The organism is Flaviaesturariibacter aridisoli, from assembly GCF_004343705.1.
Taxonomy (GTDB): Bacteria; Bacteroidota; Bacteroidia; order Chitinophagales; family Chitinophagaceae; genus Flavisolibacter; species Flavisolibacter aridisoli.
Genome location: NZ_SKFH01000036.1, coordinates 13,246 through 39,157, shown reverse-complemented (window position 1 = coordinate 39,157; position 25,912 = coordinate 13,246). Strand labels below are relative to the sequence as shown.

Below are 25,912 nucleotides of genomic sequence, written 5' to 3'. Positions count from 1 at the left end.
TGCCCCGTCCTAAAATAAGTTGACACATCTGAGACTTATGTATGTCAACATCAGGACAGTCAAGGAAACGGAAGAGTCAGAAGGATTATACACTATCCTTCAAATTGCAGGTAGTTGCCCAGATCGAGAAAGGGGAGTTTACCTACCTGCAGGCCCAGCGTCATTACGGAATTCAAGGCAAGACAACGGTGTTGGTCTGGCTACGCAAACTGGGTACCTTACAGTGGAAAACCCGTTCGCGTATGGAAAAAGCAGAAAAGACCCCGGAGCAGCGCATCAAAGAACTGGAAGCTGCACTTCAATGGGAGCGCGACAAGAACCTGCTGCTGGAAACCACCATCGAGGTAGCGGAAAAGCAGTTCGGAATCGTGTTGCCAAAAAAGTTGCGCGCCAAGCTGCCCAAACCCTCCAAACGCAAGGACGGCTGAGCCTGAGCCGCGCCTGCAGGCTGCTTGGCATCTCACGGCAAGCCTTTTACCAGCAGCGCAGCCGCAATGAAGTGCGCGCCCTTCGGCTGGCGCCTGTACGCCACCTGGTGCAGGAAAAGCGACAGCTCATGCCCCGTCTTGGTACCCGCAAGCTTCATTACCTGCTTGCCCCCGAACTAAAGACCCGGGGCTTGAAGCTGGGGCGCGACGCCCTGTTCGACTACCTGCGGGGCGAGCACCTGTTGGTGCAACCGCGTAAGTGCTATACGAAAACGACAAACTCCAAACACTGGTTGCGCAAGCATCCCAACCGCACCGAAGGCCTGGAGCTGACGCGTCCGGAACAACTCTGGGTGGCCGACATCACTTACGTCACAACCAAGGAAAATACCGCCTACCTGTCGCTGATCACCGACGCCTACTCGCGCAAGATTGTAGGGCACTTCGTATCCGATAGCCTGGCAACAGAAGGTGTTGCCTGTGCCCTGAAAACGGCCTTGAAGCAGCGAAAAGCGAACCTTCCGCTAATCCACCACTCCGATCGCGGTATTCAATATTGCGCAGCACCATATCAGGAAGTATTACAGAGCGGCAACGTGCTCTGCTCGATGACGCAGGGAGGAGATTGCTATCAAAACGCGCTGGCGGAACGCATCAACGGGATCCTCAAAGACGAGTTCCTGCTCACACCTTGTCCCGATCTGCAAAGCCTGCGAACAGTAGTGGCCCAATCCATCCACATCTACAACACCCAGAGACCGCACCTCAGCCTACACTACAAAACCCCGAACTTTATCCATGAAAAATCCCTGGAAGCAATCAGCAACCAGGGATCTAAAAACAATCTAAAAACCGTCAACTTATTCTAGGACGGGTCAAATAGACATTATCCATTAGGTATTATTCGATGTTTAGCCCCGCTCCTTCCGGAAGCGCAGGTCGAGGTAGCCGAGGGTGAGGAACAGCGCGGCATAGCCCAGCGACAGCCACTCGTGGCGCACCATCCAGCCGGTCTTATTCATCGTCATCGACTGCAGCGTCAGCAGCGGGTGCGAGTACGGGATCCACTCGGCGTGCTCCCAGCGGAAGCCCGTGGCGATCTGCCCGGCGATGAGCAGCAACAACCCGATACCCACTGGGCCGATAAAGCTTTTGAAACGCATGCTCACGAGGAACTGCAGGGCCGAGATGCCCAGCACCGACACATAGGTGCGCAGGTTGAGCCGCAGCAGGGCGGCCCAGTCGAGGCGGTTGCTGAAGAAGGGATATTTAGCGTTAATCGTATTGGCCAGCACAGCGGCCAGGATCTCGAATACATTGAAGCTCAAAACGCACAGCAGCACCATGCTCTGCACGGCCAGGAATTTGGCCACGAACACTTCGCCGGTCGATTGCGGGGAGGCCCACACCTGCTTCCAGGCATTGTTGCGGAACTCGATCTGCGGGATCAGCGCCGAGATCAGGATGATGAACATCGGGAACAGAAAGGAATTGAACACCTGCCAGCCCATGAGCAGGTGCTGCTCCCAGGGCATCAGCTGCAGCTGCGCCACCATCTTTTCGGGCTTGAAGCAGTAGATGAGGAAAAAGATCGTGGGAATAAACGCGGCCCCGATGACCGCCAGCCAGAAGGACGCCGTGCGGCGCGACTTCAGCATCTCAGATTGGTAAGAGATAGCGAGTGACATGAGAAAAGTTTATAGTTTATAGTTTGTGGTTTGTAGTTGGCTGCGGCGGCCATTGACGATTCACGCCTCACGCCTCACGAACCCGAGGTGATGTCGATAAAGTGTTGCTCAAGGTCTTGTTGCTGCGGCTGCAGGAGAAACACGTCGAGGTTTCCCTGTACGAGGATGCGGGCCACGCGGGCGGTGCCGGCCTTATCGGTAAGAGGCAGCACGAGGTGGCCGGCGCGGTGCTCGGCGCCTTCGGCTTTCAGCAGCTGCAGGGCGGCCTCGTTGTCGGACGTATCGAGCTGGAGGAAGCTCCGGCCCGACTGCAGCGCCTGCAGCTCGGCGAGCGTACCCTGGAAGCGCATGCGGCCCTGGTGGATGATGCCCACGTGCGTGGCCATCTTCTCCACCTCGGCGAGGATGTGGCTCGACACGATGATGGTAACGCCCTGCTCGCGGTTGAGGCGCTTGATCAGCTCGCGCGTTTCGATAATGCCGTTGGGATCGAGGCCGTTGGTGGGCTCGTCCAGAATAAGGAGCTCGGGGCTGTGCAGCAGCGCCACGGCAATGGACAGGCGTTGTTTCATGCCGAGGGAAAACTGCTTTGCTTTTTTCTTGCCGGTGCGGGCGAGGTCCACGAGCTCGAGCACGGCTTCGGTGCGCTCGGGTGCGGCGCCGTAAATGCGGCGGTATACCTCGAGGTTCTCGCGTGCGGTCAGGTGGCCGTAGAGCGAGGGCTGCTCGATGAGGGAGCCAAGGCGGCGCAGGATGGCGAGCCGTTCGGTGGCGGGGTCGAGGCCGAAAAGGCGGATGCTGCCTTCCTGGGAGCGGAGCAGGCCGAGGAGCAGGCGCAACGTGGTGGTCTTGCCGGCCCCGTTCGGTCCGAGAAAACCATATACGGCACCGGCGGGCACCTGCAGGTTGATGTCCTGGAGCACCACCGCATCGGTGCCGAATCGGTAGGTAAGGTTGCGGGTTTCGATCGTGTACTGCGTATTCATAAGCGTGGTTATGAACCGAAAGTAGAATCTTCAGCCAAGTCCCGGAGCTTTATTTGACGTACGGGGTTAATCACGGGACGAAGTCCTGCGCTGCGGGCGCATCCGACGGCTCAGCCCTCTCCCCGATCCTTCGGGAGAAAGATAGAGAAGGAAGCCCCGCGCGCCTCATCGCCGGAGGCAGTGATAAAGCCACCGTGATTTTCCACGATGCGTTTGCAGATGGCCAGCCCGATGCCGGTGCCGCGGTAGGCTTCCGCATTGTGCAGGCGGTAGAAGATATCGAAAATGCGTGCGTTCTGGTCGGGGTCGAAGCCGATGCCGTTGTCCTGCACCCGGATGTGGTAGAAGTCGCCGGTGCGGCTTTGTGTGGGATGATGAAATGATCCCGCCGCCGCATCCGTGCACTGCACGGTAATATGCGGCGCTACGCCGGGGCGCTGAAACTTGAGGGCGTTGCTCACGAGGTTGCCGAACAGCTGCCGCGCCTGGTAAGGAATCATCGGCAGCACCGGTAGTCCCTCCCACACAAGTACGCCGCCCTTTTCCCGTAATTCTTCCTCGTATTCGTCTACGATATCGCGCAGTACCGCGTTGAGGTCCACGGGCACAAAAGGGCTCTCATTGACGTCGAGGAGGCGGTAGGCCATGAGGTCTTCCACCAGCGTCTGCATCCGCCGCGCGGACTGCTGGATGCGGTTGAGCGAATGCAGGAGGTTCGCTGACAGTTGCGCGTCCTCTTCGCCGGCGATGCGCGAGGCAAAGACGAGGATCTTGCGGAGCGGCTCCTTCAGGTCGTGCGTGGTGATCCAGTTGATGTTGGCGAGCTCCTGGTTGGCCTTCATCAGCTTTTCGTTGAGCACGCGCTGGCTTGCTTCCTCGGCCTGCAGGTGCTCGAGGTGAAAGTTGTTCTGCAGCGTCGTGGCGAAGCGACTCGCGGCGGCGACCTCGGAGCGGCGCCAATCGAGGCTCCTGCCCTGCACCAGCTCGCGGAAAATGGCGAAGGAGCTGCGCGGCGTCAGGGCGTTGGTAGCGGGCGAGCGCTTCACCGCTTCGTGCGGGTTGCCGGCCCAGTTGATGGTCCGCTCCTGCTCTTCGCGCAGCCACAGGATGGCCTCGCGCTTCGGGTCGCCGAGCTTGTGATACAGTATGCCCGACGCTTCGCCGGCGATCCGGGCGGCGTCGGGGTAGTGCTCTTCGAGGTGGGCGGTCACGAATTCCATTCCCGGCTTACCGGCCAGCCATTGAAAAAGAGCGCGGAGGCGCTCGGGCGCCGGCGTGCGGCCCATGGTGTAGATGCGTCCCTCGTGCAGGATGGCCGCGCCGGAAGCGTTGGCCACCGGCAGCAGCGAGTTGAGCCTCCGGAAGCGGGCGGAAAAGTCGCCACCCGTTTCCATGGCGTGCAGCAGGTGCTGCAGGTGTGCATCCACCACGGTATGCACCGCGTATTCCTCGGCCACTTCCCGCACCTGGATCTGCGAGCTCAGGAAGTGCGCCTGCAGCAGGGCCGCCTTACGCTGCAGGTGGCCCAGGTGGCGCGGGCTGTAGTGGTGGCAGGTAACGAGGCCCCAGAGGCGTCCTTCGAGGAGCAACGAGATGGTGAGCGTGGCGGCGACGCCCATATTCTTCAGGTATTGAATGTGCAGCGGCGATACGCTGCGGAGGCGGGCGTCGCTCAGGTCGAGCGGGGCCGGGCTGCCAGCCGCCACGGTGAGCAGCGGCACGGGCTCGTAGCGTACGTCGGGGATCATCCGCATCAGGTTGCGGAGGTACAGGTCGCGGGCCTGCACCGGGATGTCGGTATGCGGGTAATGAAGGTCGAGGTAGGGCTCCAGGTGGGCTTCGCGGCTTTCCGCATATACCTGCCCGTTGTAATCCTTGTCGAAGCGGTAGATCATTACGCGGTCGTAGCCGGTAAGGACGCGGGTCTGCTCGGCGATGCGCTGGCAGAGGTCCTGCAGCGTGCGGGCGCGGTCGATGTGCTGCACGAAGCGGCTCGTCTGGTCATACAGGTCGTCGGATGCCGCGTCGGGCACGGCGACTTCACATTCGATCACGAAAAGCCCGTCCTCGTTGAAGCAGCCGAAAACATCCCAGTGCGTGTCGTTCCGGAAGAAGCGCAATGGCTTTGCGAGGTTGCCCGCGCCATTGAGTGCGGGCTGCAGGGCCTGGGCCAGCTCTTCGTCGGCCGAAGCGAGCGGTTGCTGGAGCAGGGCGCCTGCTTCTTTCCCGAAATATCGGGCGCAATTGGCGCTGCAGTAGCGGAAGATGCCGCCGGCGTTCAGGGCGGCCAGCACCCCGTGCGGCTGAATGGTCCCGGGAATATGAATGGGCTCGCTTTCACAGGTGGCCAGCGTGGCCACGTTCCGGTTGACAATGTCGGTGATGTTCATCGCCGGAAAGATAAAATGCGGCCAGATAAGAGTAAACTCAATTTGCCCGCCCGCCGCCGGGCAAGGTCATCTCCCTGCATTGTCTTTTCTTTGCAGAACCGTTGCATCCGCGCGGTGCTCCCCGCCGGCCTGCCGGCGGGCCTACAACTATGGCTAAAGACTTAAGAAAACAGCAGGCGCTGGAATACCACGCCAAAGGACGCCCGGGAAAGATCGAAGTGGTGCCTACCAAGGAAGCCAAGACCCAGCGCGACCTGTCGCTGGCCTACTCCCCCGGCGTTGCCGAACCCTGTAAGGAGATCGCCGCACATAAAGAAAACGTTTACAAGTATACCGCCAAAGGCAACCTCGTGGGCGTAATTTCGAACGGCACGGCCGTGCTCGGGCTCGGCGACATCGGCCCCGAAGCTTCCAAGCCCGTGATGGAAGGAAAGGGCGTTCTGTTCAAGATTTTCGCCGACATCGACGTATTCGACATCGAGATCAACGAAACGGACCCCGAGAAGTTCATCCAGATCGTGCGGGCGCTGGAGCCCACCTTCGGCGGCATCAACCTCGAGGACATCAAGGCACCCGAGTGCTTCGTGATCGAAAAAGCCCTCCGCGAGCAGCTTTCCATTCCCATCATGCACGACGACCAGCACGGCACGGCCATCATTTCCGCCGCCGCCCTGCTCAATGCCCTGCAGGTGCAGAAGAAAAAGATCGACAAGGTCAACTTCGTGATCAACGGAGCCGGCGCGGCCGCCATGGCCTGCATCCAGCTCTATGTGTCGCTGGGCGCGCGGCCGGAGCACTTCCAGGTGTTCGACATCAAGGGCGCCCTTACCCGCGAGCGCGACGACCTCGAAGACTTCAAGAAGCCCTTTGCCAACGCGAAACCCGGCACCACGCTCGATATGGCGCTGAAGAACGCCGACGTGTTCGTGGGCCTGTCGGTGGGCAACGTGGTTACCGCCAACATGGTGAAGAGCATGGCCAAGAATCCCATCGTGTTTGCCATGGCCAACCCCGACCCGGAGATTTCCTGGGATGAAGCCAAAGGCGCCCGCAAGGACCTCATCATGGCCACCGGCCGCTCCGACTACCCCAACCAGGTCAACAACGTACTGGGCTTTCCCTATATCTTCCGCGGCGCGCTCGACGTACGCGCCACGGGTATCAACGAAGCGATGAAGCTGGCGGCCGTAAAGGCCCTGGCCGAGCTGGCCCAGAGCCCCGTGCCCGACATCGTGAACCTGGCCTATAATACAAAGACCATCACCTTCGGCCCCGACTACATCATTCCCAAACCGCTCGACCCGCGCCTGCTGGCCACCGTGGCCCCGGCCGTGGCGAAAGCGGCCATCGATACGGGCCTGGCCCAGCAGCCCATCACCGACTGGGATGCCTACCGCACCGAGCTCAACAAGCGCCTCGGCCTCGACAACCAGGTGCTCCGCGTGCTCCACTCGAAGGCCCGCCGCGACCCGCGCCGCATTGTATTTGCCGAAGCCGACAACGTCAAGATCCTCAAGGCAGCGCAGCAGGTGTTCGACGAGGGCATCGGCTACCCGATCCTCCTCGGCGACGAAACGAAGATCCGCAGCATCGCCGTCGCCAACGGCATCGACCTCGAAGGGCTTCCCATCTATGATCCCCGCTCCGATGTGATGGAGGACGTACGCAACCAGTACGGCGACCTGTTCTTTCAGAAGCGCGGCCGTAAGGGCTTCAATGCCTACGAGAGCAAAAAGGTGATGAAGGACCGCAACTACTTCGGCTGTATGATGGTGGAAACCGGCGACGCCGATTGTATGATCTCCGGCCTGTCGAAAAACTACCCCGACACCATCCGCCCCGCCATCCAGTGCATCGGCACCGAGGACGGTGTGAACAAGATCGCCGGCATGTACCTCATGCTGACCAAAAAGGGCCCGATCTTCCTGGCCGACACGACGGTGAACTTCCACCCGACGGCGGAAGAGCTGGCGGAGATCACCCGCCTGGCCGCCACGGAAGTGCGGCACTTCAACATCCAGCCCCGTATCGCGATGCTCAGCTATTCCAACTTCGGCTCCTCCAACTCCGAGGAAGCCCACCTGGTGGCAAAGGCCCGCGAGATCGTGAAAAAGCAAGACCCGACGCTCATCGTCGATGGCGAGATGCAGGCCTCGGTAGCGTTCAACAACGACCTGATGAAGGAAAACTACCCCTTCAGCGAGCTGGTGGACAAAGCGGTCAATACCCTCATCTTCCCCAACCTGTCGGCCGGCAACGTGGCCTACAACCTGCTCAAGGAGCTGGGCGGCTCGGAAGCCATTGGCCCGATTTTATTAGGATTGAAGAAGCCCGTACATATTCTGCAGCTCGGCACTTCGGTCCGGAACATTGTGAATATGGCTACTATTGCAGTGGTGGACGCGCAGATCAAGAACCAGCAGGCGAACGAGGAGGCCATCCGCCGCTCGCCGTGGTGGAAGCGACTGAAGAAACGTGAGGCGTGAGCCGCGAGCCGTCAGCGCTTTTGCTCCCGCTTCACGCCTGACGCCTCACGACGAACTAAGGACAGATTGAACCAGAAGAATACATGACAAAATTTTTCACCGACGTTGGCCGCTATATCCTGATGATCCGCAGCATGTTTTCCAAACCGGAAAACCTCAAGATGTATTGGAAGGAGTTCATGCACCAGTGTTCGGAGATCGGCATCGGCTCGATGGGCATCGTGGTGATCATTTCGATCTTCATGGGTGCCGTGTCGGCGGTGCAGACGGCCTACCAGCTGACCAACCCACTCATTCCGCCGGAAACGATCCCGCAGATTGTGCGCGACACGGTGATCCTCGAATTCGCCCCTACCCTCGTTTGTATCGTTCTGGCCGGCGTGGTGGGCTCCAAGATCGCGGGAGAGCTGGGCAACATGCGTGTGTCGGAGCAGATCGACGCCCTCGAGATCATGGGCATCAACACGAAGGCCTACCTCGTGATGCCGAAGATCTTCGCCTCGCTGGTGGTGATCCCGATGCTCATCGTCATCGCTGCCGTGCTCGGCATCTGGGGCGGGCGTTTTGCCTCGGTGGCCTCGGGCATCATCGACGCCACCACCTACGACCGCGGCCTGCTCATGGCCTTTATTCCCTACAACGTTTTTTTCGCCCTCAGCAAGGCGTATACCTTTTCCTTCCTCATTTCGAGCATCCCCGCCTACTTCGGCTACCACGTTAGCGGCGGCGCCCTCGAGATCGGGCGGGCCTCCACCAAGTCGGTGGTGGTGACCTGCGTGGCCATCCTGTTTGCCGATTATATCCTGGCCGCTTTACTGCTACAATCATGATCGAAGTCAAGAACCTCAGGAAAGGATTTGCCGGTAAGACCGTGATCAACGACGCCAACGTGACGATGGACGCCGGTAAGTGCAACCTCATCATCGGCTCGTCGGGGTCGGGCAAGACCGTGCTCATGAAATGCATGGTGGGCCTTTTCACCCCCGACTCGGGCCAGATCCTCTACGGCGGTCAGGACTTTACGGCCATGGATGTAAAGCAGAAGAAAGAGATCCGCAAGGAGATCGGGATGCTCTTCCAGGGCTCCGCGCTGTTCAGCTCGATGACGGTGGAGGAGAACATCATCTTCCCGCTCGACATGTTTACGACCATGGGCCAGCGCGAAAAGCGGGCCCGCGTGAACGAAGTGCTCGAGCGCGTGAACCTCAAGGGCGCCAACCGGAAATTCCCCGCCGAACTTTCGGGCGGTATGATGAAGCGCGTGGGCATCGCCCGCGCCATCGTGCTCAACCCCAAATACCTGTTCGTGGATGAACCCAACTCGGGCCTCGATCCGCAAACCTCCGGCCTCATCGACCAGCTGATCAAGGAGATCACCGAGGAATACAACATCACCACCGTCATCAACACCCACGACATGAACTCGGTGATGGAGATCGGCGATCACATTGTGTATATGTACCAGGGGCACAAGGAATGGGAAGGCAACAACCGGGAGATCATCTTCTCGAAGAACCAGCGCCTCAACGACTTCATCTTTGCCTCCGAATTCCTCCGCGACGCCAAGGACATGCGGCAGCTGGAAGAAACCGGCAAGATCTCCAACGAGCGCAACATGGAGCAGCTGACGGCCGAAGACGCGCCGGAGCTCATTCCCCCACCCGAGGAATAGGTGTAGTGGTTTATTAGTCTATTGATTTATCGGTAACAGGTTGCCTGCCGGCTTCTATTGTCGCATTCTCCCATTACCCAATTAACCCAATCACCCCATTGCGCCTACTTTGGCCGCATTTCCTTAATTTCCTGCCTAAATCAAAAACCCTGCTTTATGGAATCCTACAACACGACCCAGTCCGAGCTCCTGCACGACCAGCTGCCCAAGAAACTGCCCAGCACGCTCAATGTGTTGACCATCCTGACGTTTATTGGCTGTGGCATTGCGTATATCAGCGCGCTCTGGGGCCTGGTTTCGGGAAAGAATGCCCAGGAACAGGCCGACAAGATCCGTGACAACCGCGAACAAATGGGCGACGGCTTTATGGGCAAATGGATGGATGCTTCCCTGGACATGATGCAACGCGCCGAACAGTACAAATACATTAACCTGGTGGTGGCGCTGCTGTTTACCACGCTCTGCCTGGTCGGCGCCCTGCAGATGCGCAAGCTTAAAAAACAGGGCTTCAGTATCTGGGCCATCGGCGAGTGGGTACCCATTGTCGTCATGTTCATCCTGATGGGCACGAACCTGGTCACGATGGTCATGGGCGGCTTCTCCGTCGTCGTTGCCCTTGTATTCACCCTCCTGTACGCCGGACAGCGCAAATACATGAATTAACCCGGCTTTTTCCTTCAGAGACGCCCGCTGCTTTGCTGCGGGCGTTTTTTTTCGGCAACGGGGAACCGGCGTGCGGCAACAATTCCGGCTTCCGACTTCCCTGTCGGCTAAAGCTTCAGCAACGGCGGAATACTTCTTTGGCTTACTTTTGCCCAACTTTTAAAAACCGATATGAGCATTCTTGTCAATAAGGAATCGAAGGTCCTGGTCCAGGGCTTTACCGGCACGGAAGGCACTTTCCATGCTTCGCAGATGATCGAGTACGGCACCAACGTGGTAGGCGGCGTTACGCCCGGTAAAGGCGGCACCGACCACCTCGACCGCCGCGTGTTCAACAGCGTCGCCGATTGTGTGAAAGAAACCGGTGCCAACGTGTCGATCATCTTCGTGCCCCCGGCCTTCGCCGCCGACGCCATCATGGAGGCCGCCGACGCCGGCGTTGCCCTCGTGGTGTGCATCACCGAAGGCATTCCCGTGCAGGACATGGTCAAGGTCAAGAACTTCCTCCAGGGCACGGGCACCCGTCTCATCGGCCCCAACTGCCCCGGCGTCATCACGGCCGACGAGTGCAAGGTGGGTATCATGCCCGGCTTCGTATTCAAGAAAGGCCGCATCGGCATCGTATCCAAATCGGGCACCCTCACCTATGAGGCCGCCGACCAGATCGCCAAAGCCGGCCTCGGCATTTCCACGGCCGTAGGCATCGGTGGCGACCCGATCATCGGCACCACCACCAAAGAAGCCGTCGAGCTGTTCATGAACGACCCCGAGACCGACGCGATCGTGATGATCGGCGAGATCGGCGGCGGCATGGAAGCCGAAGCGGCCCGTTACATCCAGAGCACCGGCAATAAAAAACCCGTTGTTGGCTTCATCGCTGGCCAGACGGCCCCTCCCGGCCGCCGCATGGGTCACGCCGGCGCCATCGTAGGCGGTGCTGAAGACACGGCAGCCGCCAAGATGAAGATCATGGAAGAATGTGGCATCCACGTGGTATCAAGCCCTGCCGACATCGGCAAGACGATGGCCTCCGTGATCGGAAAAAAATAAGTACACCGGCAACGAATAAGAAAGCCCCGACTGCAACGTCGGGGCTTTTGTTTTTAACGCGGTGCCTCGTCCTAAAATAGGTTGACACAAAAGTTGACTTATATGACAGATACAGGCGCTCGCGATTATCAGCGCAGGACTCAGAAGGATTATAGCCTAGCCTTCAAACTGCAGGTTATTGATGAAGTAGAAAAAGGGCACCTTACCTGGAAGCAGTCACAGGGCAAGTATGGCATCCAGGGCAGAAGCACCGTTTTGGTGTGGCTCAGAAAACACGGAACTTTGGATTGGACTAGTAAAGCTCCCATGAAAAAGAAAGCTCCGCCCAAGACTTATATATCACAGTTGGAAGCCAAAATCAAGCGCCTCGAGGAGGAGAAGTATATCCTCAATCTTGCCATCGACATCGCCGATGAGCAACTGGGCACCGAGATCAGAAAAAAGTGCTTACCCCTGTCGCAGCAACGTGCCGATCAGCAGCAGGGGGCGGAAGAAAAAGGATCGGAGTCGGACGCGTCGCCTGCGCCTTAGGCTATAGCCGTCAATACGTCTACAAACAGCAATAGGATATGGCCCGCAAACAAGCCATGCAGCAGGCCGTCAAAGAACTCGTGGACCGCGAGCGCAAGGTGCTGCCGCGTGTAGGAACGCGCAAGCTCCAGCACCTGATCGCAGGTAATTTAAAGGCCAGGGGCCTGAAGATGGGACGTGACGGGCTCTTCGCGCTCATGCGCTGCTACGGCCTGCAGATCCGCCCCCGGCGCAGGTACGTGCAAACCACCATGAGCAAGCACTGGATGCGTAAGTGGCCCAATGTCGAAAAGGAAGTGCACGCCACCGCTCCCGATCAAGTCTGGGTCAGCGATATCACGTACCTGAAAACGGAAGAAGGCACCTGCTACCTCAATATGATCACCGACCGCTTCAGCCGCAGCATCGTGGGCCATGCGCTTGCCGATAACATGGAAACCGAATCGATGATACCAGCGCTGAGCATGGCGCTTGCCCAACGAAAAGACAAGTGCACTGAAACCATCCATCACTCAGATCGCGGTGTGCAATATTGCAGTAAGGAATACGTCGCGTTAGCCTCTAAAAACGGTATTCTTCTCTCTATGACCGAAAACGGCGATCCATATGAAAATGCACTGGCTGAGCGCATGAACCGAACCATCAAAGAGGAATTTGGAATGGACAGGACCATCAAAAGCAAAGCACTCCTGAAAAAGCTTGTAGCCGAATCCATACATTTATACAATACCAAACGGCCTCACCTCGCACTAAAAATGAAAACACCCGAACAGGTACACCAACAAAAAATCCCGGCCACCTGAGGCAGCCGGGATCTTTCTAAAAACTGTCAACCTATTCTAGGACTATTCACGGAGAAAGGAGAAAGAACATAAATCGCAGAGGGGGGCAAAGAGCGCTGCGTTTGGGAACTCCGGTGGTAACCTTACGATCGGCTGCAATGCCTCTGCACGTCGTAGGTGCAGCGCGTTGCTTCGCAACGCATCCGCGAAGGGTGTCCTAAAGCACGAACTGCCCTTCGTTAAGGCCTAGCGTAGAGACGCCAGTGTAAGTAGTGATGCTACCAGTAGTTCCGCCTTCGCGCATGCTTCGCTTGCGGAGCGCTTGCACTACGACAACGAACGCAAGGGCGGCTCAATGAATTGCAAGCAGGTTGACTGCAGGAAACCCTCCCCGCCCTAGTTGCGACGACAACGCCTCCGCGGCCAAAATATTTTCTTCTTGTCTTCGCGTTCTAACCAACCCAACAAAAAACCCCGACTACAACGTCGGGGCCTTGTTTTGGTGGGGTGTCGTTCAATGGTAGCCTGAGAAAGAAAAACCGTTAGGGCCGCTGGTTGCGGATCCAGGTGGAAAGCGACTCCTTGGAGCTCGAAAACTCGAAGGCATCGTTGACCTGGAAGTAATTGTTTTTATCGGTGGTGCGCGGGTAGGCAGCCTTGGCCAGCTCGAGACGGTCGTTGTCGAAAGTAAAGAGCTGCATGAGCTGCTTCACCTGCACCGCCGTTACTCGGTTGGTAGCAAGGGCGTCTTTAATGATCGTGAGCTTCGTGTTGTCGAAGGTTTCGGCGCGCACCTGTTGCAGCAGCGCGTTGAAGCTCGAGGTATTCATGGCACCATAGCTGTTGCCGTTGTTGTAGCCGCCGTTGCCGCTGTTATAGCCGCCGTTGCCATAGCCGTTACCGCTACCGCCATTATTGCCCCAGCCGCTGTTGTTGCCGCCGTTGCCGTTGTTGCCCCAGCCGCCGCTCCAGTCGGGACTGCTGGAGCCCTGGTTGTCGTTGTAGTTGTCGTTGCCCCAGGGATCGTAATTGTTGGCCACCACGCCGTTGAGGCGGCGCTCGTCGATGTAGGCGCGTCCGAAGCGGTTGAAGGTTACATCCACGTGCGTGTACGGGCGGATCTGCACCTGCGTTGTGTAGAGCACGTTGCCGCGGCCGTTGCGGGCGGAATACACCCGTACCGTGTGCCGGCCGGCGGGAATGTGGTCCACGTACACCACGTTGTCTTCGGGGTTGTAATAACGGTTGTCGATCTGTACCACCAGGTTGGTGGGAGCCGCGAACGTGATCGTGAGGCGTCCTTCATCGTAGGGACGGGCCATGGCGGTAGTAAAGGCGATCGCGAGCAAGAGGGTAAAAATGGTTCTCATAAATAATAGTCTCCTTGCTGGAAAGATCGGTATTTCAGGCAAGAGGTTCGCAGCGCTTTTCTAAACAAACGTTAAAGGACCGCCGGGGTTGCCAACTGCCGGAAGCGGTCTATATTCGGGCCTACGCCGCAAACCTTTTCATATGAAGCGCCTGCTCCTGTTGCTGCTGCTCGCCGGCAGCCTCTTGAACCACGTTGACGCACAAACGAAACCCTGGTACGACCGCCAGTGGAAGACCATCGACAGCCTGACGGATAAAGCGGGCCGCCCAGCCACGGCGCTCAAGCGCACCGACACGGTGTACGCCGCCGCGCGGCGGCAGGGCAACGAGCCACAGCTGCTCCGCGCCATCTATTACCGCGGCGTGCTCCGGAGCCAGAACCGCGAGGACAATGCGGCGCTGAGCCTGCGTGAGCTCGAAGGAGAAACGGCGGGACTGCGCGGCGCCGGCGCGGCGGTGGCGCATGCGCTGAAGGCCGAACTATACTATAATTATGTATTGCGCAATCTCTGGTCGCTGCGCGACCGGACTACGGTAGCCAGCGATACCAGTACCGACCTGCGCACCTGGAGCCTTACCCGCTTGCTGCAGTCCATCGATAGCGAGCTCGATGCAGCTCTCCGTGCGAAAACGTTGCTGCAACAGGTGCCCACCGATACCTGGGCGCCGCTGCTGCGCCGAGGCAATACTGCCTGGCTGCGCCCCACCCTGTACGACCTGGTGGCCCACCGCGCGCTCGACATCTACGCCAACAGTAACCTCAACGAAGCACGGCCCGATCGCGACTACGCCCTGACGGCGCCCTGGGTATTCGCGCAGTCACCCGTATTTATACGATCGGCACCCGACAGCGGCCAGCACCCGACCCTCAAACGGCTTCGTCTGCACCAGGAGCTGACGCGTTTTCATTACAGCCGGAACAACCCCGCACTGATTGAGCTCACCGATATCGACCGCCTGCTGTTTGCCTATGCAGAATTCGACGGGACCGACAAGGACAGCCTGTTTACGCGCGCACTCCGCGCCCGGATCGCCACGGAGAAGCCGGCACAGCCGGATGCGGCAGCGCGCTACGAGCTGGCCCGCTGGTACCGCGAACGGGCCGGCAGCTACAAGCCAGGCAAAGACAGCACCTGGCGCTACGCCAACGGGGAAGCCCTCCGCCTGCTGCAACCGGTGCTGCGCGACAGCACGCGTCATCCGTACTACTGGGCACAAAGCGTCAACCTGGAGCGCGAGATCCGGAGTACAGTACTCGACCTGCGCGTGGAACGGGTAACGCTGCCGGGACAACCCTTCCGCTTCCTGCTGCTCTGGCGCAACCTGCCGCGCGTATACCTGCGCATCGTCGCCCTGAACGATACGGCCGATATGGCACTGAACGACGATGAGGACTGGCAGCGTGTCTTCAGCATGCCCTCCGTTGCCAGCTGGGAACAGGAACTGCCCGTTACTGACGATGCCCAGCAGCACAGCGCCGAAGGAAAAGCACCGGTGCTCGCGCCGGGGCGCTACCTGCTGATCAGCAGCAGCAGCGCCGGTTTCCGCACAGACGTAAGTACTGTGTCGGCCGTTCCGTTTCATGTATCCAACCTGGCCTACCTGCAACAGCAGGATGGCTTCTTCGTGCTCAACCGAACTTCGGGACGCCCCGTGGCGGGTGCGCGGCTACGCCTCTACGAATACGCCTACAACAGTATCCGCGGTCGCTATGAGCGTACGCTCAAGGGTACCTATACGACCAACGCAGATGGACGGACGCAGGTCAGTTTCCCACCCGAATCGTATAGCCGCTATGTCGTGGAGGTCAGCTCCGGCAACGACCGCCTCTACCTGTCGGATGAGCCCACGTATTATTATATACCGCGGCGCGTGAACAACCGGGCGGCCCATAAACCCTCGGTGTACTTTTTCACTGACCGCGGCATTTATCGCCCCGGCCAAACCGTGTACCTCAAAGGCATTGTGCTGCAGGAAACCGGAAGTCCCGAACTGCTACGCGGCGGCACGGCGCAGCTGCAGCTGTTCGACGCCAACCGCAAAGAGCAGGGTACGCTGACCGTTCAAACCAACGATTACGGATCGTTCAAGGCGCAGTTCACGCTGCCTTCGGGCGGGCTCAGCGGCAACTTCGTGGTGAGCAGCCCCGAGTGGCAGGGCACCGCTTCGTTTTCGATGGAAGAATACAAGCGTCCGAAATTTGAGGTCCGTTTCGACACGATGCGTACCGCTTACCGTGTAGGCGACACCATCACGGTCAACGGCCATGCGCTGGCCTACGCCGGCAACAGCCTGTGGGGCGCCCGGGTGCGGTACCGCATCATCCGGACGCCGCAGATCCCGTATTACTACCGCTATTGGTATCCCACGCCTACACCGGTAGAGATCACGCAGGGCGAAACGGCCACCGACAACAGCGGTCGCTTCTCGCTGCGCTTCGCAGCCCGTCCCGATCCTGAGTTCGACTCGGCCAGCAACAGTATATTCAGCTACAAGGTGCTGGTGGACGTGACCGACCTCAATGGCGAATCGCACAGCGGTAATGAAACGGTCGATGCCGGGTACACCTCGCTCCTCCTGGAAGTGCGCCTGCCGGAGCGGCTGGCAGCCGATTCGTTCCGCGCCGTGCCGGTACTCCTGGCCAATGCCAACGGGGAGCCGCAGCGTGGCCGCATCGAAGCGAAGGTCCACGCCGTTCGTGCCGAGCAACGCCTGCTCCGTGCACGACTTTGGGAAACTCCCGACCAGCACCTGATGCCGCGCGACAGCTTTGTGCGGCTGTTCCCGAATGACCCTTACCGCGAAGAAGACAACCCGCTTACCTGGCCGCTCGATGGCGAGCGACTCAGCTGGAGCGATACGATCCGCGACGGCCGGCTCCGGCTGCCTCCGGGAACGATGCTCCCGGCCGGCTTCTATGAGATCGAGCTGCGCGCTACCGACAGCGCGGGCCGCAGCGTACGCACCCGCCAGCGGGTAGAGCTGCTGGCACCCGGCCGCAGCAATCGCCCGGTGTATTTCGCGGCAAGCGCGGACAAAACGAAAGCGCAACCCGGTGAGGCCGTACAGGTAACGCTGCAATCGGCCACCGACCTGCACGTGCTGCAGCACCTGCAGCGCCACGGCAAGGACAGCACCGAACAGACCATTACGGCCTTGGCGGCGGAGCCTGGTGTCGTCCAGCCTTTGCTGACCATCGGCGATGAAGACCGCGGCGGCTTACAGGTGGGCTACTATACCGTTCGCGACAACCGTATTTATACGGCCGTCTTCCCCATCGCCGTTCCCTGGTCGAACAAGGAACTGCAGGTGGCGCTGGCCACCTTCCGCGACAAAACCCTGCCGGGCAGCCAGGAGCAATGGCGCGTGACCGTGCGTGGGCCCAAGGGCGAACAGGTAGCCGCCGAGTTGCTGGCCAGCCTGTACGACGCCTCGCTCGACCAGCTTCAGCCGTTCCAGTGGAACGTGCCGATGATCTGGCAAAACAACTACTTCCATGCACGCCTGACCAGCGATGGCGGCTTCCGCGCGGCACAAGGTATCGGGTATTACAGGGGACCTGTACCGGTGCCGGTGCCCTACCGCATACCGGATGCGTTCCTGTTTACCGACCGGCCTTTCCCCGAGTTCAACTATGCGTCTTACCGCAGGGACGCCGCGGCAAAAGGAAACCCGCGGATGATGCGAATGCCGGCCGCCGCGGCGCCCGTATCCGCAGCCCTGGAGGGAAAAGTGTCGGGTGTGACCGTCCAGGCGAACGGCTACGTTTCCACTGCCGACACAACAGGTGCGCCCCCGGAAGGCGCGCCCGAAAGCGCCCCGGCACCGGTGACGCCCCGCCGGAATTTCAACGAGACCGCCTTTTTCTACCCGCAGTTGCGCACCGACTCGTCCGGCGGCATCAGCTTCTCCTTTACTCTTCCGGAGGCGCTGACCCGCTGGAAGTTCCAGGCACTTGCCCACACACAGGACCTGGCCTTCGGCCTCCACAGCAACAGCGTGGTAACGCAGAAAGACCTGATGGTGCAGCCCAACCCACCGCGCTTCCTGCGCCAGGGCGACCAGTTGGAGCTCGTGACCAAGATCGTGAACATGACCGGCAAGGAACTCACCGGCCAGGTGCAGCTGGAGCTGTTCGACGCCGCTACCGGCAAGCCTGTGGACGGCTGGTTCCAGAACCTGTTCCCGAACCAATATTTCACCGTGGGGGCCAACAGCAGCGAGGCCGTGGCCTTCCCCGTCCAGGTACCGTATTTATACAACAGCGCCCTCACCTGGCGCTTCACGGCCCGCTCGGGCGACTTCTCCGACGCTGAAGAAGCGACGCTGCCGGTGCTGTCCGCCAAAATCCTGGTTACTGAAACCCTGCCCCTGCCGATGCGCGGCAGCGGCACCAAAACGTTTACATTCGAAAAGCTGCTGCAATCCGGCGGCAGCGAAACCCTGCAGCACCAGGGCCTGACGCTCGAATACACGGCCAACCCGGCCTGGCAGGCGGTGCAGGCACTCCCCTACCTGATGGAGTACCCCTACGAATGCGCCGAACAGGTGTGGAACCGTTATTATGCGCATGCGCTGGCAGCGCACATCCTGCAACGCGCACCCAGGGTACGCGCCGTGTTTGCCCGCTGGCAGCAGGCGGATACGTCCGCACTGATCTCCAACCTGCAGAAAAACGAAGAACTCAAATCGGCGCTGCTCGAAGAAACGCCCTGGGTGCTGGAGGCCGTGTCGGAAACGCAGCGGATGAAGAACATCGCCTTGCTCTTCGACCTGAGCAAGCTGGCCGCGGGCCAGCAGCGGGCGATAGACAAATTGCAAAAGCTGCAACGTGCCGACGGTTCCTTCCCCTGGTTCGACGGCGGGCTCCCCGACCGCTACATCACGGAGTACATCCTGAGCGGGATCGGGCACCTGCAGGAGCTGGGCGTCGAAACGGGCGCCCTCCACAGTGTGCGCAACAAGGCGCTTGTCTATACTGATGCCGCCCTCCGCCGCGACTACGAAGCCCTGCGCAAATCCAAGGTGAACCTCGCCAAAGTGGTACCCAATTCCCTGCAATTGCTGCACTTCTATGCCCGCAGCTTCACCCGCAACCGCCCCGGCGATGCGGCCCGCGCGGCCTTCGACTACTACCTGGGCCGGCTGGAAAAAACCTGGCTCAGTCAATCCAAACGCGGCCAGGGCCTGACGGCGCTGGCGCTGTACCGCTACGGCTCGAAGCGCGTGCCGGCCGACATCCTGCAGTCGCTGCGCGAAACCGCTGTGCGCAACGAAGAACTCGGGATGTACTGGAAAGACATCCGGTACGGCCGCAGCTGGTTCTGGCAGGACGCACCCGTAGAAACACAGGCGCTGCTCATCGAAGCGTTTGCCGAGATCGGCCAGGACAGTGCTACCGTGAATGAGCTGCGCACCTGGCTGGTAAAAAACAAGCAGACGAACAACTGGCGCACCACGATCGCCACGGCCGACGCCTGCTATGCGCTGCTGCTGCGCGGTGCCGACTGGCTGAGCAGCACACCGCGCGTGCTGCTGCGGGCCGGACCACTGCAGGCCAGCAACGACAGCAGTGCAGAAGCGGGCACCGGCTACTTCCGTAAAACGATCCCGGGCGTGCTCGTGCGCCCCGAGATGGGCCGCATCAGCATACAGGTGGAAAGCGACAGCAGCCGCGGCGCCGCACCCAGCTGGGGCGCCGCCTACTGGCAATATTTCGAGGACATGGACAAGGTGACGTCGGCCGCTACGCCGCTGTCGATCGAACGCCGCCTCTTCCGCGAAGTGAACACCGCCAAGGGTCCGCAGCTCGAGGCGCTGCAAAGTCCGTCCAACCTGCACGTGGGCGACCGCGTGCGGGTGCGCATCGTGCTGCGCAGCGACCGGCCCATGGACTACGTGCACCTGAAAGACCTGCGGGCCTCCTGCCTCGAGCCGGTAGACGTACTGAGCGGCTACCGTTGGCAGGATGGCGCCGGCTATTACCAGTCGACGCGCGACCTGAGCACGAACTTCTTCCTCAGCTACCTGCCGCGGGGCACGTTCGTGTTCGAGTACAGCCTGTTCGTGACGCACAAGGGCGAATTCAGCGCCGGCCTCGCCAGCGCGCAATGCCTTTACGCGCCGGAGTTCAGCGCCCACAGCGAAGGACAAAGAATCACGGTGGAATGATGTCGGATGTCGGATGTCTGATTTCTGATTTGAAAAAAGACGGTTGCTCTTGAAAAAGCAATCGTACCATCGATCATAATAGAGCGCCGAAAACGCGTTCCCAACTAACGTTGTAGTAACGAGAACAAGACCATGGCAAAACAAAATCCGCGTGCATCGTAACAAATCATAAAAAATCTGCGGCCTGCCCCGCAAAAGGCGGGGTTCTTTCTCTCCTCTCAGGGAACGCCGTACTTTCCCGGCATGAACGTGGACTACCTCATCGTGGGACAAGGCATTGCGGGCTCGCTGCTCGCCTCATTTCTGCTGCGCGAAGGAAAGAGCGTACTGGTCATCGACAACGGCGCCGACGCGGTGGCCTCCAAGGTGGCGGCGGGCATCATCAACCCGGTAACGGGGCGCCGCTACCACACCACCTGGAAAGCCGCGGAGCTGCATGCGTTCGCGCTCAAGACCTATACGGAGCTGGGTGAACAACTCGGCAGCGAGTACATCTACCGGAAAGACATCATCGAATTCTTCCCGACCCCGGACGCACGCAACCTGTTCGTGGAGCTCGCCCGGGACGGCAATCCGTATATGTCGGCCTACTCCGACCAGAATCGCTTCAACGACACGCTGCGCTACGACTTCGGCTGCGGCCAGATCGCGCCGGCTTACGTCACCAACCTGCCCCTGCTGCTGGCCGATGTGCGGCGGATGCTCGTGCAAACGCAGTCGCTGTTGGCGGAAGACTTCCGGTCCGACGACCTGGAGCTGAGCGGCGACCGTGTGCGCTACGGCAACATCAGCGCCGAAAAGATCTTCTTCTGCGACGGCGCCGCCGGCGCCGCCAACCCCTGGTTCCGGATGCTACCCTTTGCCCTCAATAAAGGCGAAGCGCTGGTCATCGAGTGCCGCGACCTGCCGGCCGATCACATCTACAAAAAAGGCTTCCTGCTGGCGCCGCTTCCGGTGCAGCACACCTTTTGGGCGGGCTCCAGCTATGCCTGGAACGACCTCGACTCGGGCCCCACCGAAGCCTTCCGCACCCGCACCACGGCCCTGCTCGAAGGCTTGCTGCACCTGCCCTTTACCGTGCTCCAGCACAAGGCGGCGGTACGCCCCGCCACGGTCGAGCGGCGGCCCTTTGTTGGGCTGCACCCCACACACCCGCAGATCGGCATTTTCAACGGGCTTGGCACGAAAGGCACCTCGCTGGCGCCCTACTTCGCCCAACAGCTCGTGCACCACCTGCTCCACGACGCGCCGCTGACACCCGAGGCCAACGTGCAGCGCTTCTCCCGCCTCCTCTCCCGCTAGTGCGCACGTTCCGACTTCCCACTTCCGACTTCGCACTTATCTTTGGCGCCTATGTTCCGTTCTCATACCTGCGGCGAAATCCGCCTCGCTCAAGCCGGCACCCAAGTGACCCTCGCCGGGTGGGTGCAAAGCATCCGCAAATTCGGCTCGATCACCTTCGTGGACCTGCGCGACCGCTACGGCATCACGCAATTGTACTTCAACGAAGAACTGAACCCGCAGCTCGAAGCCGACCCCCTGGGCCGCGAATACGTGCTGCAGGCCACGGGCACCGTCACCGAGCGCACCAACAAGAACCCAAACCTCCCCACCGGCGACATCGAGCTGACCATCGCGTCGTTCCTGATCCTGAACCGCAGCGCCGTGCCGCCCTTCACCATCCAGGACGATACCGACGGCGGCGACGAGCTGCGCATGAAATACCGCTACCTCGACCTGCGCCGCAATGCGGTGAAGAAAAACATCGAGCTCCGCTACGCCGTGAACCGCGCCACCCGCGACTACCTGCACGGCCATGGGTTCATGGACATCGAAACGCCCTTTCTCATCAAGTCGACACCCGAAGGCGCCCGCGACTTCGTGGTGCCCTCGCGGATGAACCCCGGCCAGTTTTACGCTCTCCCCCAAAGCCCGCAGACCTTCAAGCAACTGCTGATGGTGAGCGGCTACGACCGCTACTACCAGATCGTGAAGTGCTTCCGCGATGAAGACCTGCGCGCCGACCGCCAACCCGAGTTCACCCAGATCGACTGCGAGATGGCCTTCGTGGAGCAGGAAGACATCCTCAACATGTTTGAAGGTCTGGTCAAATACATTTTCAAGGAAGTGAAAGGCATCGACTACAGCGAAGCCGTGGAGCGCACCACCTGGGAAGAAGCGATGTGGACCTACGGCAACGACAAGCCCGACATCCGCTTCGGCATGAAGCTCGCCAACCTGAAGTCGGCCTTCCGCCGCAACGGCGTGCTGGAAGCCACGGGTGAACTCGTGAACGGTGCCGACTTCAAGGTATTTGATGAGGCCGAAACCGTGCTGGCCATTGCCGTACCCGGCGCCGCGGAATTCACCCGCAAGCAGACCGACGAGCTCACCGAGTGGGTAAAGCGTCCGCAGATCGGGATGAAAGGACTCGTGTTCATCAAGTGCAACGCCGACGGCAGCTACAAGAGCTCCGTAGACAAGTTCTATAGCGAAGATCGCCTCAAGGCCATCGCCCATGCGGCGGGTGCGCAGCCGGGCGACCTGGTATTGATACTGGCCGGCGCCGAAGAGCGCACGCGCAAGGCGATCTCCGACCTGCGTATGGAGTTGGGCGAGCGCCTCGGACTGCGCCGGAAAGACGAATTCAAGCTCCTGTGGGTGCTCGACTTCCCGTTGTTTGAATACGCCGAAGAAGAAGATCCCGCTTCGGGCGGGAGCGGCCGCTGGGTAGCGCGCCACCACCCCTTCACCGCGCCGAAGCCCGACCAGATCCAGACGATGATCGACAACAACCCCGCCATCGACAACCCCGAAAAATACCTGGAGCACCCCTATTCGGGCATCAAGGCGAACGCTTATGACATGGTGCTCAACGGCAACGAGATCGGCGGCGGCTCCATCCGGATCTTCCAGCGGCAGCTGCAGGAAAAAATGTTCGCGGCCCTCGGCATGAGCGAAGAAGAAGCCCGCCACAAGTTCGGCTTCCTGCTCGGCGCCTTCGAGTACGGTGCGCCCCCGCACGGCGGCATCGCCTTCGGTTTCGACCGCCTGTGCGCGTTGCTCGGCGGCTCGGAAAGCATCCGCGACTTTATTGCCTTCCCGAAAAACAACAGCGGCCGCGACGTGATGCTCGACGCACCTTCGGAGATCGACGAAAAGCAATTCCGCGAGCTGCAGATCAAACTCGACCCAACGGCGTAAAAAGTTTCTGAAAAGCGGCGGCTGCAGGCAGCCTTCGGTCACAACGGCACGACGGCACGACGACGCTACGATAATGCGTCATTGCGAGCCACTACTTCGTCCGTCATTGCGAGCGTAGCGAAGCAATCTGCTACACGGCCCGTCCGCAGCCAATGGGAAGCAGCCCCAACGAGGGTGAAATTGCCCGCCCGGAGGTCGGACAGGCTTCGGGCTTGCGCTGCGCTCCAGCCCTAGCAATGACGAACTGAGGAGCTTCGGGAGCGCCCGTGCAAAAGGCCTGGCGCTTCGTTAGCGCCCGCCGTCGGCTGTGGCCGGCAGGTTTTCCGGGGGATCCGTGCGATACGTTTCATACAATCCGGCAATTAAACCCGCCGCCAGCAGCAGGCCGATGCCGAGGCCGAGCAGCCGGTACAGCAGGCCGGCAAGCAGCTCGTTGCGGCGTTCTTCTTCGTACTGCATCTGGGACAGGTTTAGCCCGGAAAATGCCCCGGGCAACAGGGGTCGCTGGCGCTTCATACCGACATATACTGTGCCGCGGCAAAAAGGGTTGGGGGACGGTGAAAATAAAGTCCTCCTGTTAACGAAATCTTCTCGCATCGGGGCATGCAACTTGCTGCTGTTTCAACAACCAATGCGCAGCATCCTAACCGTCATAACCGCCATGATTTTATTCCCCTCCTGCCAGCAGGGCCAGAGCAAAGAGCCGGCCCTCAGCCGGCAGCTTGGCTATACATTTTACAACGTCGCCTATGGCACCGACAGCGCCCAGCGCATGGACGTATACCTGCCCGCCGGGCGCGACCGGCAGTCGACGCCCGTGATGCTGCTCGTGCACGGCGGCGGCTGGAGCGGGGGCAACAAGTCGGAGTTCAATGCCTATATCGAAGACTTCCGCCGCCGGATGCCCGGCTACGCTTTTTTCAACATCAACTACCGCCTGGTGAACGGCAGGGGCACGCTGCTGCCCCAGCAGGAAGCCGACGTGGCCGCGGCCCTGCGCTTCGTACAGGCCGGCGCCGCCCGCTACGGGATCGACACCGGCCGGGTGGTGCTGCTCGGCGCCTCCGCCGGGGCGCACCTGGCCCTGCTCCAGGCCTACAAGCATCCCCACCCCTCGGTGCGGGCCGTGGTGGACTTCTTCGGTCCCACCGACCTGGTGCGGATGGCCGAAAAACCCTGGCACCCGCTGGTGCCGCTGGCACTGCAGACGGTGATCGGGAAAACGTACCGCGAGGCACCGGAGGCTTACCGTGCCGCCAGCCCGCTGGCGTTTGTGCGCCCGCAGAATCCGCCGACCCTCATCCTGCAGGGGGGCGCCGACAACGTGGTGCACCCCGACCAGTCGCGCGCCCTGGCCGAGCGCCTGGAAGCTTCCGGCGTGGCCCACCAGCTCGTGCTCTTTCCCTCCGCGCGGCACGGCTGGCAGGGAACCACGCTTCATCGCTCCTTTGATACGGTCCAGCGCTTCCTGGAGCGGCATGTACCCTAAAAGGCGTACTTTCGGCTACCAACTGACGCTATGACGAAGATGCTGAAGGCCGCGGTGGCGGCCCTGGTGCTGGTAACGGCCTGTACCACCCGCGATACCACCGATCCCTGGAACAATCCGCCCCTGCCGGCCGACAGCCTGATGAACCTGTCGTACGATACCGATACGGCCACCCGGCTGGATCTGTACCTGCCCACCGGCCGCAACGTGGACAGCACCCCGGTGCTCCTCCTCCTCCACGGCGGCGACGGCGAACTCTGGGCTTCCGGCGACAAGCGCGACCTCCGCGGCTGGGTCAGCCAGCTGCGCGCCGCCCTCCCCAACTGGGCCATCGCCAACGTCAACTACCGCCTCAACAAAACCCCTCCGGTCAATGCCTTCCCGGCACAGGAAACCGACCTGCAGGTGGCGATCAACTACCTTTACCGGAACCGCGTCAACTGGCACCTCTCCGACCGCTTTGTGCTGGCCGGCTGGAGCACCGGCGGCCAACTGGCCCTGCTGCATAGCTACAAGCGCGCCAACCCCGTGGCCATCCAGGCCGTCGCCGCCTTCTCCGGCCCCTCCGACCTCCCCGACTTTTACAACTACCAATCCACCCCCGGCCAATGGCGCCTGCAGCAACTCCTCGGCGGCTCGCCGGTGAGCAACGCAACCCTGTACCAGGAGTCGAGCCCCCAGACCTTCGTGGGCCTGCATACGATCCCGAGCTTCCTCGTGCAGGGCATGCTCGACTCGGTAGTGCCCTACGCGCAAACCGACGCCTTGCAGGCACGCCTGCAGGCCAACAACGTGCCGACCAGCTACCTGTTCTACCCCGGCGAAAAACACGTGTACGCCGATTCCACCCTGCGGAAGTCGCTCGATTCGATGGCCACCTGGCTGAAGGAGCGGGTGCGGTAGGGAGGCAAGAAAAGGTTTTGAAGGTTTTGAAGGTTTTGAAGGTTTTGAAGGTTTTGAAGGTTTTGAAGGTTGCTGGCGCCAGCGACCCCGCCAGCGGC

General features: G+C 60.5%; 18 protein-coding genes. 13 read left to right on the top strand and 5 right to left on the bottom strand.

Translation table 11 applies throughout. The features are described 5' to 3' along the window. The first annotated feature begins 41 nt into the window (after positions 1-41). Positions 42-1,297 (top strand): IS3 family transposase gene (locus E0486_RS15915; protein ID WP_131851156.1). Its coding sequence is split into 2 segments (ribosomal slippage): positions 42-366 and positions 366-1,297, totalling 1,257 coding nucleotides; the frame shifts between segments, so codons are not numbered across the junction. Between the two features lie 42 nt (positions 1,298-1,339). Here E0486_RS15915 and E0486_RS15910 read toward each other — a convergent pair. The 3 genes from E0486_RS15910 to E0486_RS15900 form a co-directional block, all read right to left on the bottom strand. Then, on the bottom strand, positions 1,340-2,116 hold the full coding sequence (locus tag E0486_RS15910) for an ABC transporter permease (RefSeq protein WP_131853571.1): 777 nt from the start codon (positions 2,114-2,116) through the stop codon (positions 1,340-1,342). 74 nt (positions 2,117-2,190) lie between these two features. Then, a complete protein-coding gene (locus E0486_RS15905) occupies positions 2,191-3,102 on the bottom strand; it encodes an ABC transporter ATP-binding protein (RefSeq protein WP_131853569.1) in 912 nt (303 codons plus the stop codon). 110 nt (positions 3,103-3,212) lie between these two features. Then, positions 3,213-5,492 carry an ATP-binding protein gene (locus E0486_RS15900; RefSeq protein ID WP_131853567.1) on the bottom strand — a complete coding sequence of 760 codons (2,280 nt, stop codon included), beginning with the start codon at positions 5,490-5,492 and terminating at the stop codon, positions 3,213-3,215. 149 nt (positions 5,493-5,641) lie between these two features. Here E0486_RS15900 and E0486_RS15895 point away from each other — a divergent pair, with 149 nt between their 5' ends. From E0486_RS15895 to E0486_RS15865, 7 genes are all read left to right on the top strand, one after another. Then, positions 5,642-7,978, top strand: a complete 2,337-nt coding sequence (locus E0486_RS15895) for an NADP-dependent malic enzyme (protein WP_131853565.1) — start codon at positions 5,642-5,644, stop codon at positions 7,976-7,978. Positions 7,979-8,061: 83 nt separating this feature from the next. After that, positions 8,062-8,808 (top strand): MlaE family ABC transporter permease, encoded by a 747-nt coding sequence (locus E0486_RS15890; protein WP_131853563.1) that lies wholly within the window; start codon positions 8,062-8,064, stop codon positions 8,806-8,808. Beyond that, entirely contained in the window at positions 8,805-9,650 is an 846-nt protein-coding gene (locus E0486_RS15885; RefSeq protein ID WP_131853561.1) for an ABC transporter ATP-binding protein, read from the top strand. Before E0486_RS15890 ends, E0486_RS15885 begins: the two co-directional genes overlap by 4 nt. 156 nt (positions 9,651-9,806) lie before the next feature. Beyond that, positions 9,807-10,313 carry a hypothetical protein gene (locus tag E0486_RS15880; protein ID WP_131853559.1) on the top strand — a complete coding sequence of 169 codons (507 nt, stop codon included), beginning with the start codon at positions 9,807-9,809 and terminating at the stop codon, positions 10,311-10,313. A 171-nt stretch (positions 10,314-10,484) separates the two neighbouring features. Continuing rightward, a complete protein-coding gene (sucD, locus tag E0486_RS15875; RefSeq protein WP_131853557.1) occupies positions 10,485-11,363 on the top strand; it encodes a succinate--CoA ligase subunit alpha in 879 nt (292 codons plus the stop codon). Between the two features lie 102 nt (positions 11,364-11,465). Beyond that, positions 11,466-11,894: a hypothetical protein gene (locus E0486_RS19380; RefSeq protein WP_394345763.1), complete on the top strand. Its 429-nt coding sequence runs from the start codon at positions 11,466-11,468 to the stop codon at positions 11,892-11,894. Positions 11,895-11,932: 38 nt separating this feature from the next. Continuing rightward, complete coding sequence (locus E0486_RS15865) at positions 11,933-12,697, top strand: IS3 family transposase (RefSeq protein ID WP_131853555.1); 765 nt, start codon at positions 11,933-11,935, stop codon at positions 12,695-12,697. A gap of 521 nt (positions 12,698-13,218) precedes the next feature. On the opposite strand, the gene E0486_RS15860 is transcribed toward E0486_RS15865, so the two are convergent. After that, entirely contained in the window at positions 13,219-14,046 is an 828-nt protein-coding gene (locus tag E0486_RS15860) for a proline and serine-rich protein 1 family protein (protein WP_131853553.1), read from the bottom strand. Positions 14,047-14,188: 142 nt separating this feature from the next. On the opposite strand from E0486_RS15860, the gene E0486_RS15855 reads away from it, so the two are divergent. The 3 genes from E0486_RS15855 to aspS all read left to right on the top strand — a co-directional run bounded on the left by E0486_RS15855 (position 14,189) and on the right by aspS (position 23,422). Then, positions 14,189-20,218 (top strand): alpha-2-macroglobulin family protein, encoded by a 6,030-nt coding sequence (locus E0486_RS15855; protein ID WP_131853551.1) that lies wholly within the window; start codon positions 14,189-14,191, stop codon positions 20,216-20,218. A gap of 243 nt (positions 20,219-20,461) precedes the next feature. After that, positions 20,462-21,520: an NAD(P)/FAD-dependent oxidoreductase gene (locus tag E0486_RS15850; protein ID WP_131853549.1), complete on the top strand. Its 1,059-nt coding sequence runs from the start codon at positions 20,462-20,464 to the stop codon at positions 21,518-21,520. Between the two features lie 51 nt (positions 21,521-21,571). Next, positions 21,572-23,422 (top strand): aspartate--tRNA ligase, encoded by a 1,851-nt coding sequence (gene aspS / locus E0486_RS15845; protein ID WP_131853547.1) that lies wholly within the window; start codon positions 21,572-21,574, stop codon positions 23,420-23,422. Between the two features lie 288 nt (positions 23,423-23,710). On the opposite strand, the gene E0486_RS18995 is transcribed toward aspS, so the two are convergent. Then, a complete protein-coding gene (locus E0486_RS18995) occupies positions 23,711-23,881 on the bottom strand; it encodes a hypothetical protein (protein WP_165917374.1) in 171 nt (56 codons plus the stop codon). Between the two features lie 202 nt (positions 23,882-24,083). Between E0486_RS18995 and E0486_RS15840 the strand changes: the two genes are divergently transcribed. Then, complete coding sequence (locus E0486_RS15840; RefSeq protein WP_165917373.1) at positions 24,084-24,911, top strand: alpha/beta hydrolase; 828 nt, start codon at positions 24,084-24,086, stop codon at positions 24,909-24,911. A gap of 30 nt (positions 24,912-24,941) precedes the next feature. After that, positions 24,942-25,814: an alpha/beta hydrolase gene (locus E0486_RS15835; protein ID WP_131853543.1), complete on the top strand. Its 873-nt coding sequence runs from the start codon at positions 24,942-24,944 to the stop codon at positions 25,812-25,814. Positions 25,815-25,912: the final 98 nt, after the last annotated feature.

Coding starts and splice junctions, on each gene's coding strand:
- E0486_RS15910 (WP_131853571.1), bottom strand. CDS start 2,116: ATGTCACTCGCTATCTCTTACCAATCTGAGATGCTGAAGTCGCGCCGC.
- E0486_RS15905 (WP_131853569.1), bottom strand. CDS start 3,102: ATGAATACGCAGTACACGATCGAAACCCGCAACCTTACCTACCGATTC.
- E0486_RS15900 (WP_131853567.1), bottom strand. CDS start 5,492: ATGAACATCACCGACATTGTCAACCGGAACGTGGCCACGCTGGCCACC.
- E0486_RS15895 (WP_131853565.1), top strand. CDS start 5,642: ATGGCTAAAGACTTAAGAAAACAGCAGGCGCTGGAATACCACGCCAAA.
- E0486_RS15890 (WP_131853563.1), top strand. CDS start 8,062: ATGACAAAATTTTTCACCGACGTTGGCCGCTATATCCTGATGATCCGC.
- E0486_RS15885 (WP_131853561.1), top strand. CDS start 8,805: ATGATCGAAGTCAAGAACCTCAGGAAAGGATTTGCCGGTAAGACCGTG.
- E0486_RS15880 (WP_131853559.1), top strand. CDS start 9,807: ATGGAATCCTACAACACGACCCAGTCCGAGCTCCTGCACGACCAGCTG.
- sucD (WP_131853557.1), top strand. CDS start 10,485: ATGAGCATTCTTGTCAATAAGGAATCGAAGGTCCTGGTCCAGGGCTTT.
- E0486_RS19380 (WP_394345763.1), top strand. CDS start 11,466: ATGACAGATACAGGCGCTCGCGATTATCAGCGCAGGACTCAGAAGGAT.
- E0486_RS15865 (WP_131853555.1), top strand. CDS start 11,933: ATGGCCCGCAAACAAGCCATGCAGCAGGCCGTCAAAGAACTCGTGGAC.
- E0486_RS15860 (WP_131853553.1), bottom strand. CDS start 14,046: ATGAGAACCATTTTTACCCTCTTGCTCGCGATCGCCTTTACTACCGCC.
- E0486_RS15855 (WP_131853551.1), top strand. CDS start 14,189: ATGAAGCGCCTGCTCCTGTTGCTGCTGCTCGCCGGCAGCCTCTTGAAC.
- E0486_RS15850 (WP_131853549.1), top strand. CDS start 20,462: ATGAACGTGGACTACCTCATCGTGGGACAAGGCATTGCGGGCTCGCTG.
- aspS (WP_131853547.1), top strand. CDS start 21,572: ATGTTCCGTTCTCATACCTGCGGCGAAATCCGCCTCGCTCAAGCCGGC.
- E0486_RS18995 (WP_165917374.1), bottom strand. CDS start 23,881: ATGCAGTACGAAGAAGAACGCCGCAACGAGCTGCTTGCCGGCCTGCTG.
- E0486_RS15840 (WP_165917373.1), top strand. CDS start 24,084: ATGATTTTATTCCCCTCCTGCCAGCAGGGCCAGAGCAAAGAGCCGGCC.
- E0486_RS15835 (WP_131853543.1), top strand. CDS start 24,942: ATGACGAAGATGCTGAAGGCCGCGGTGGCGGCCCTGGTGCTGGTAACG.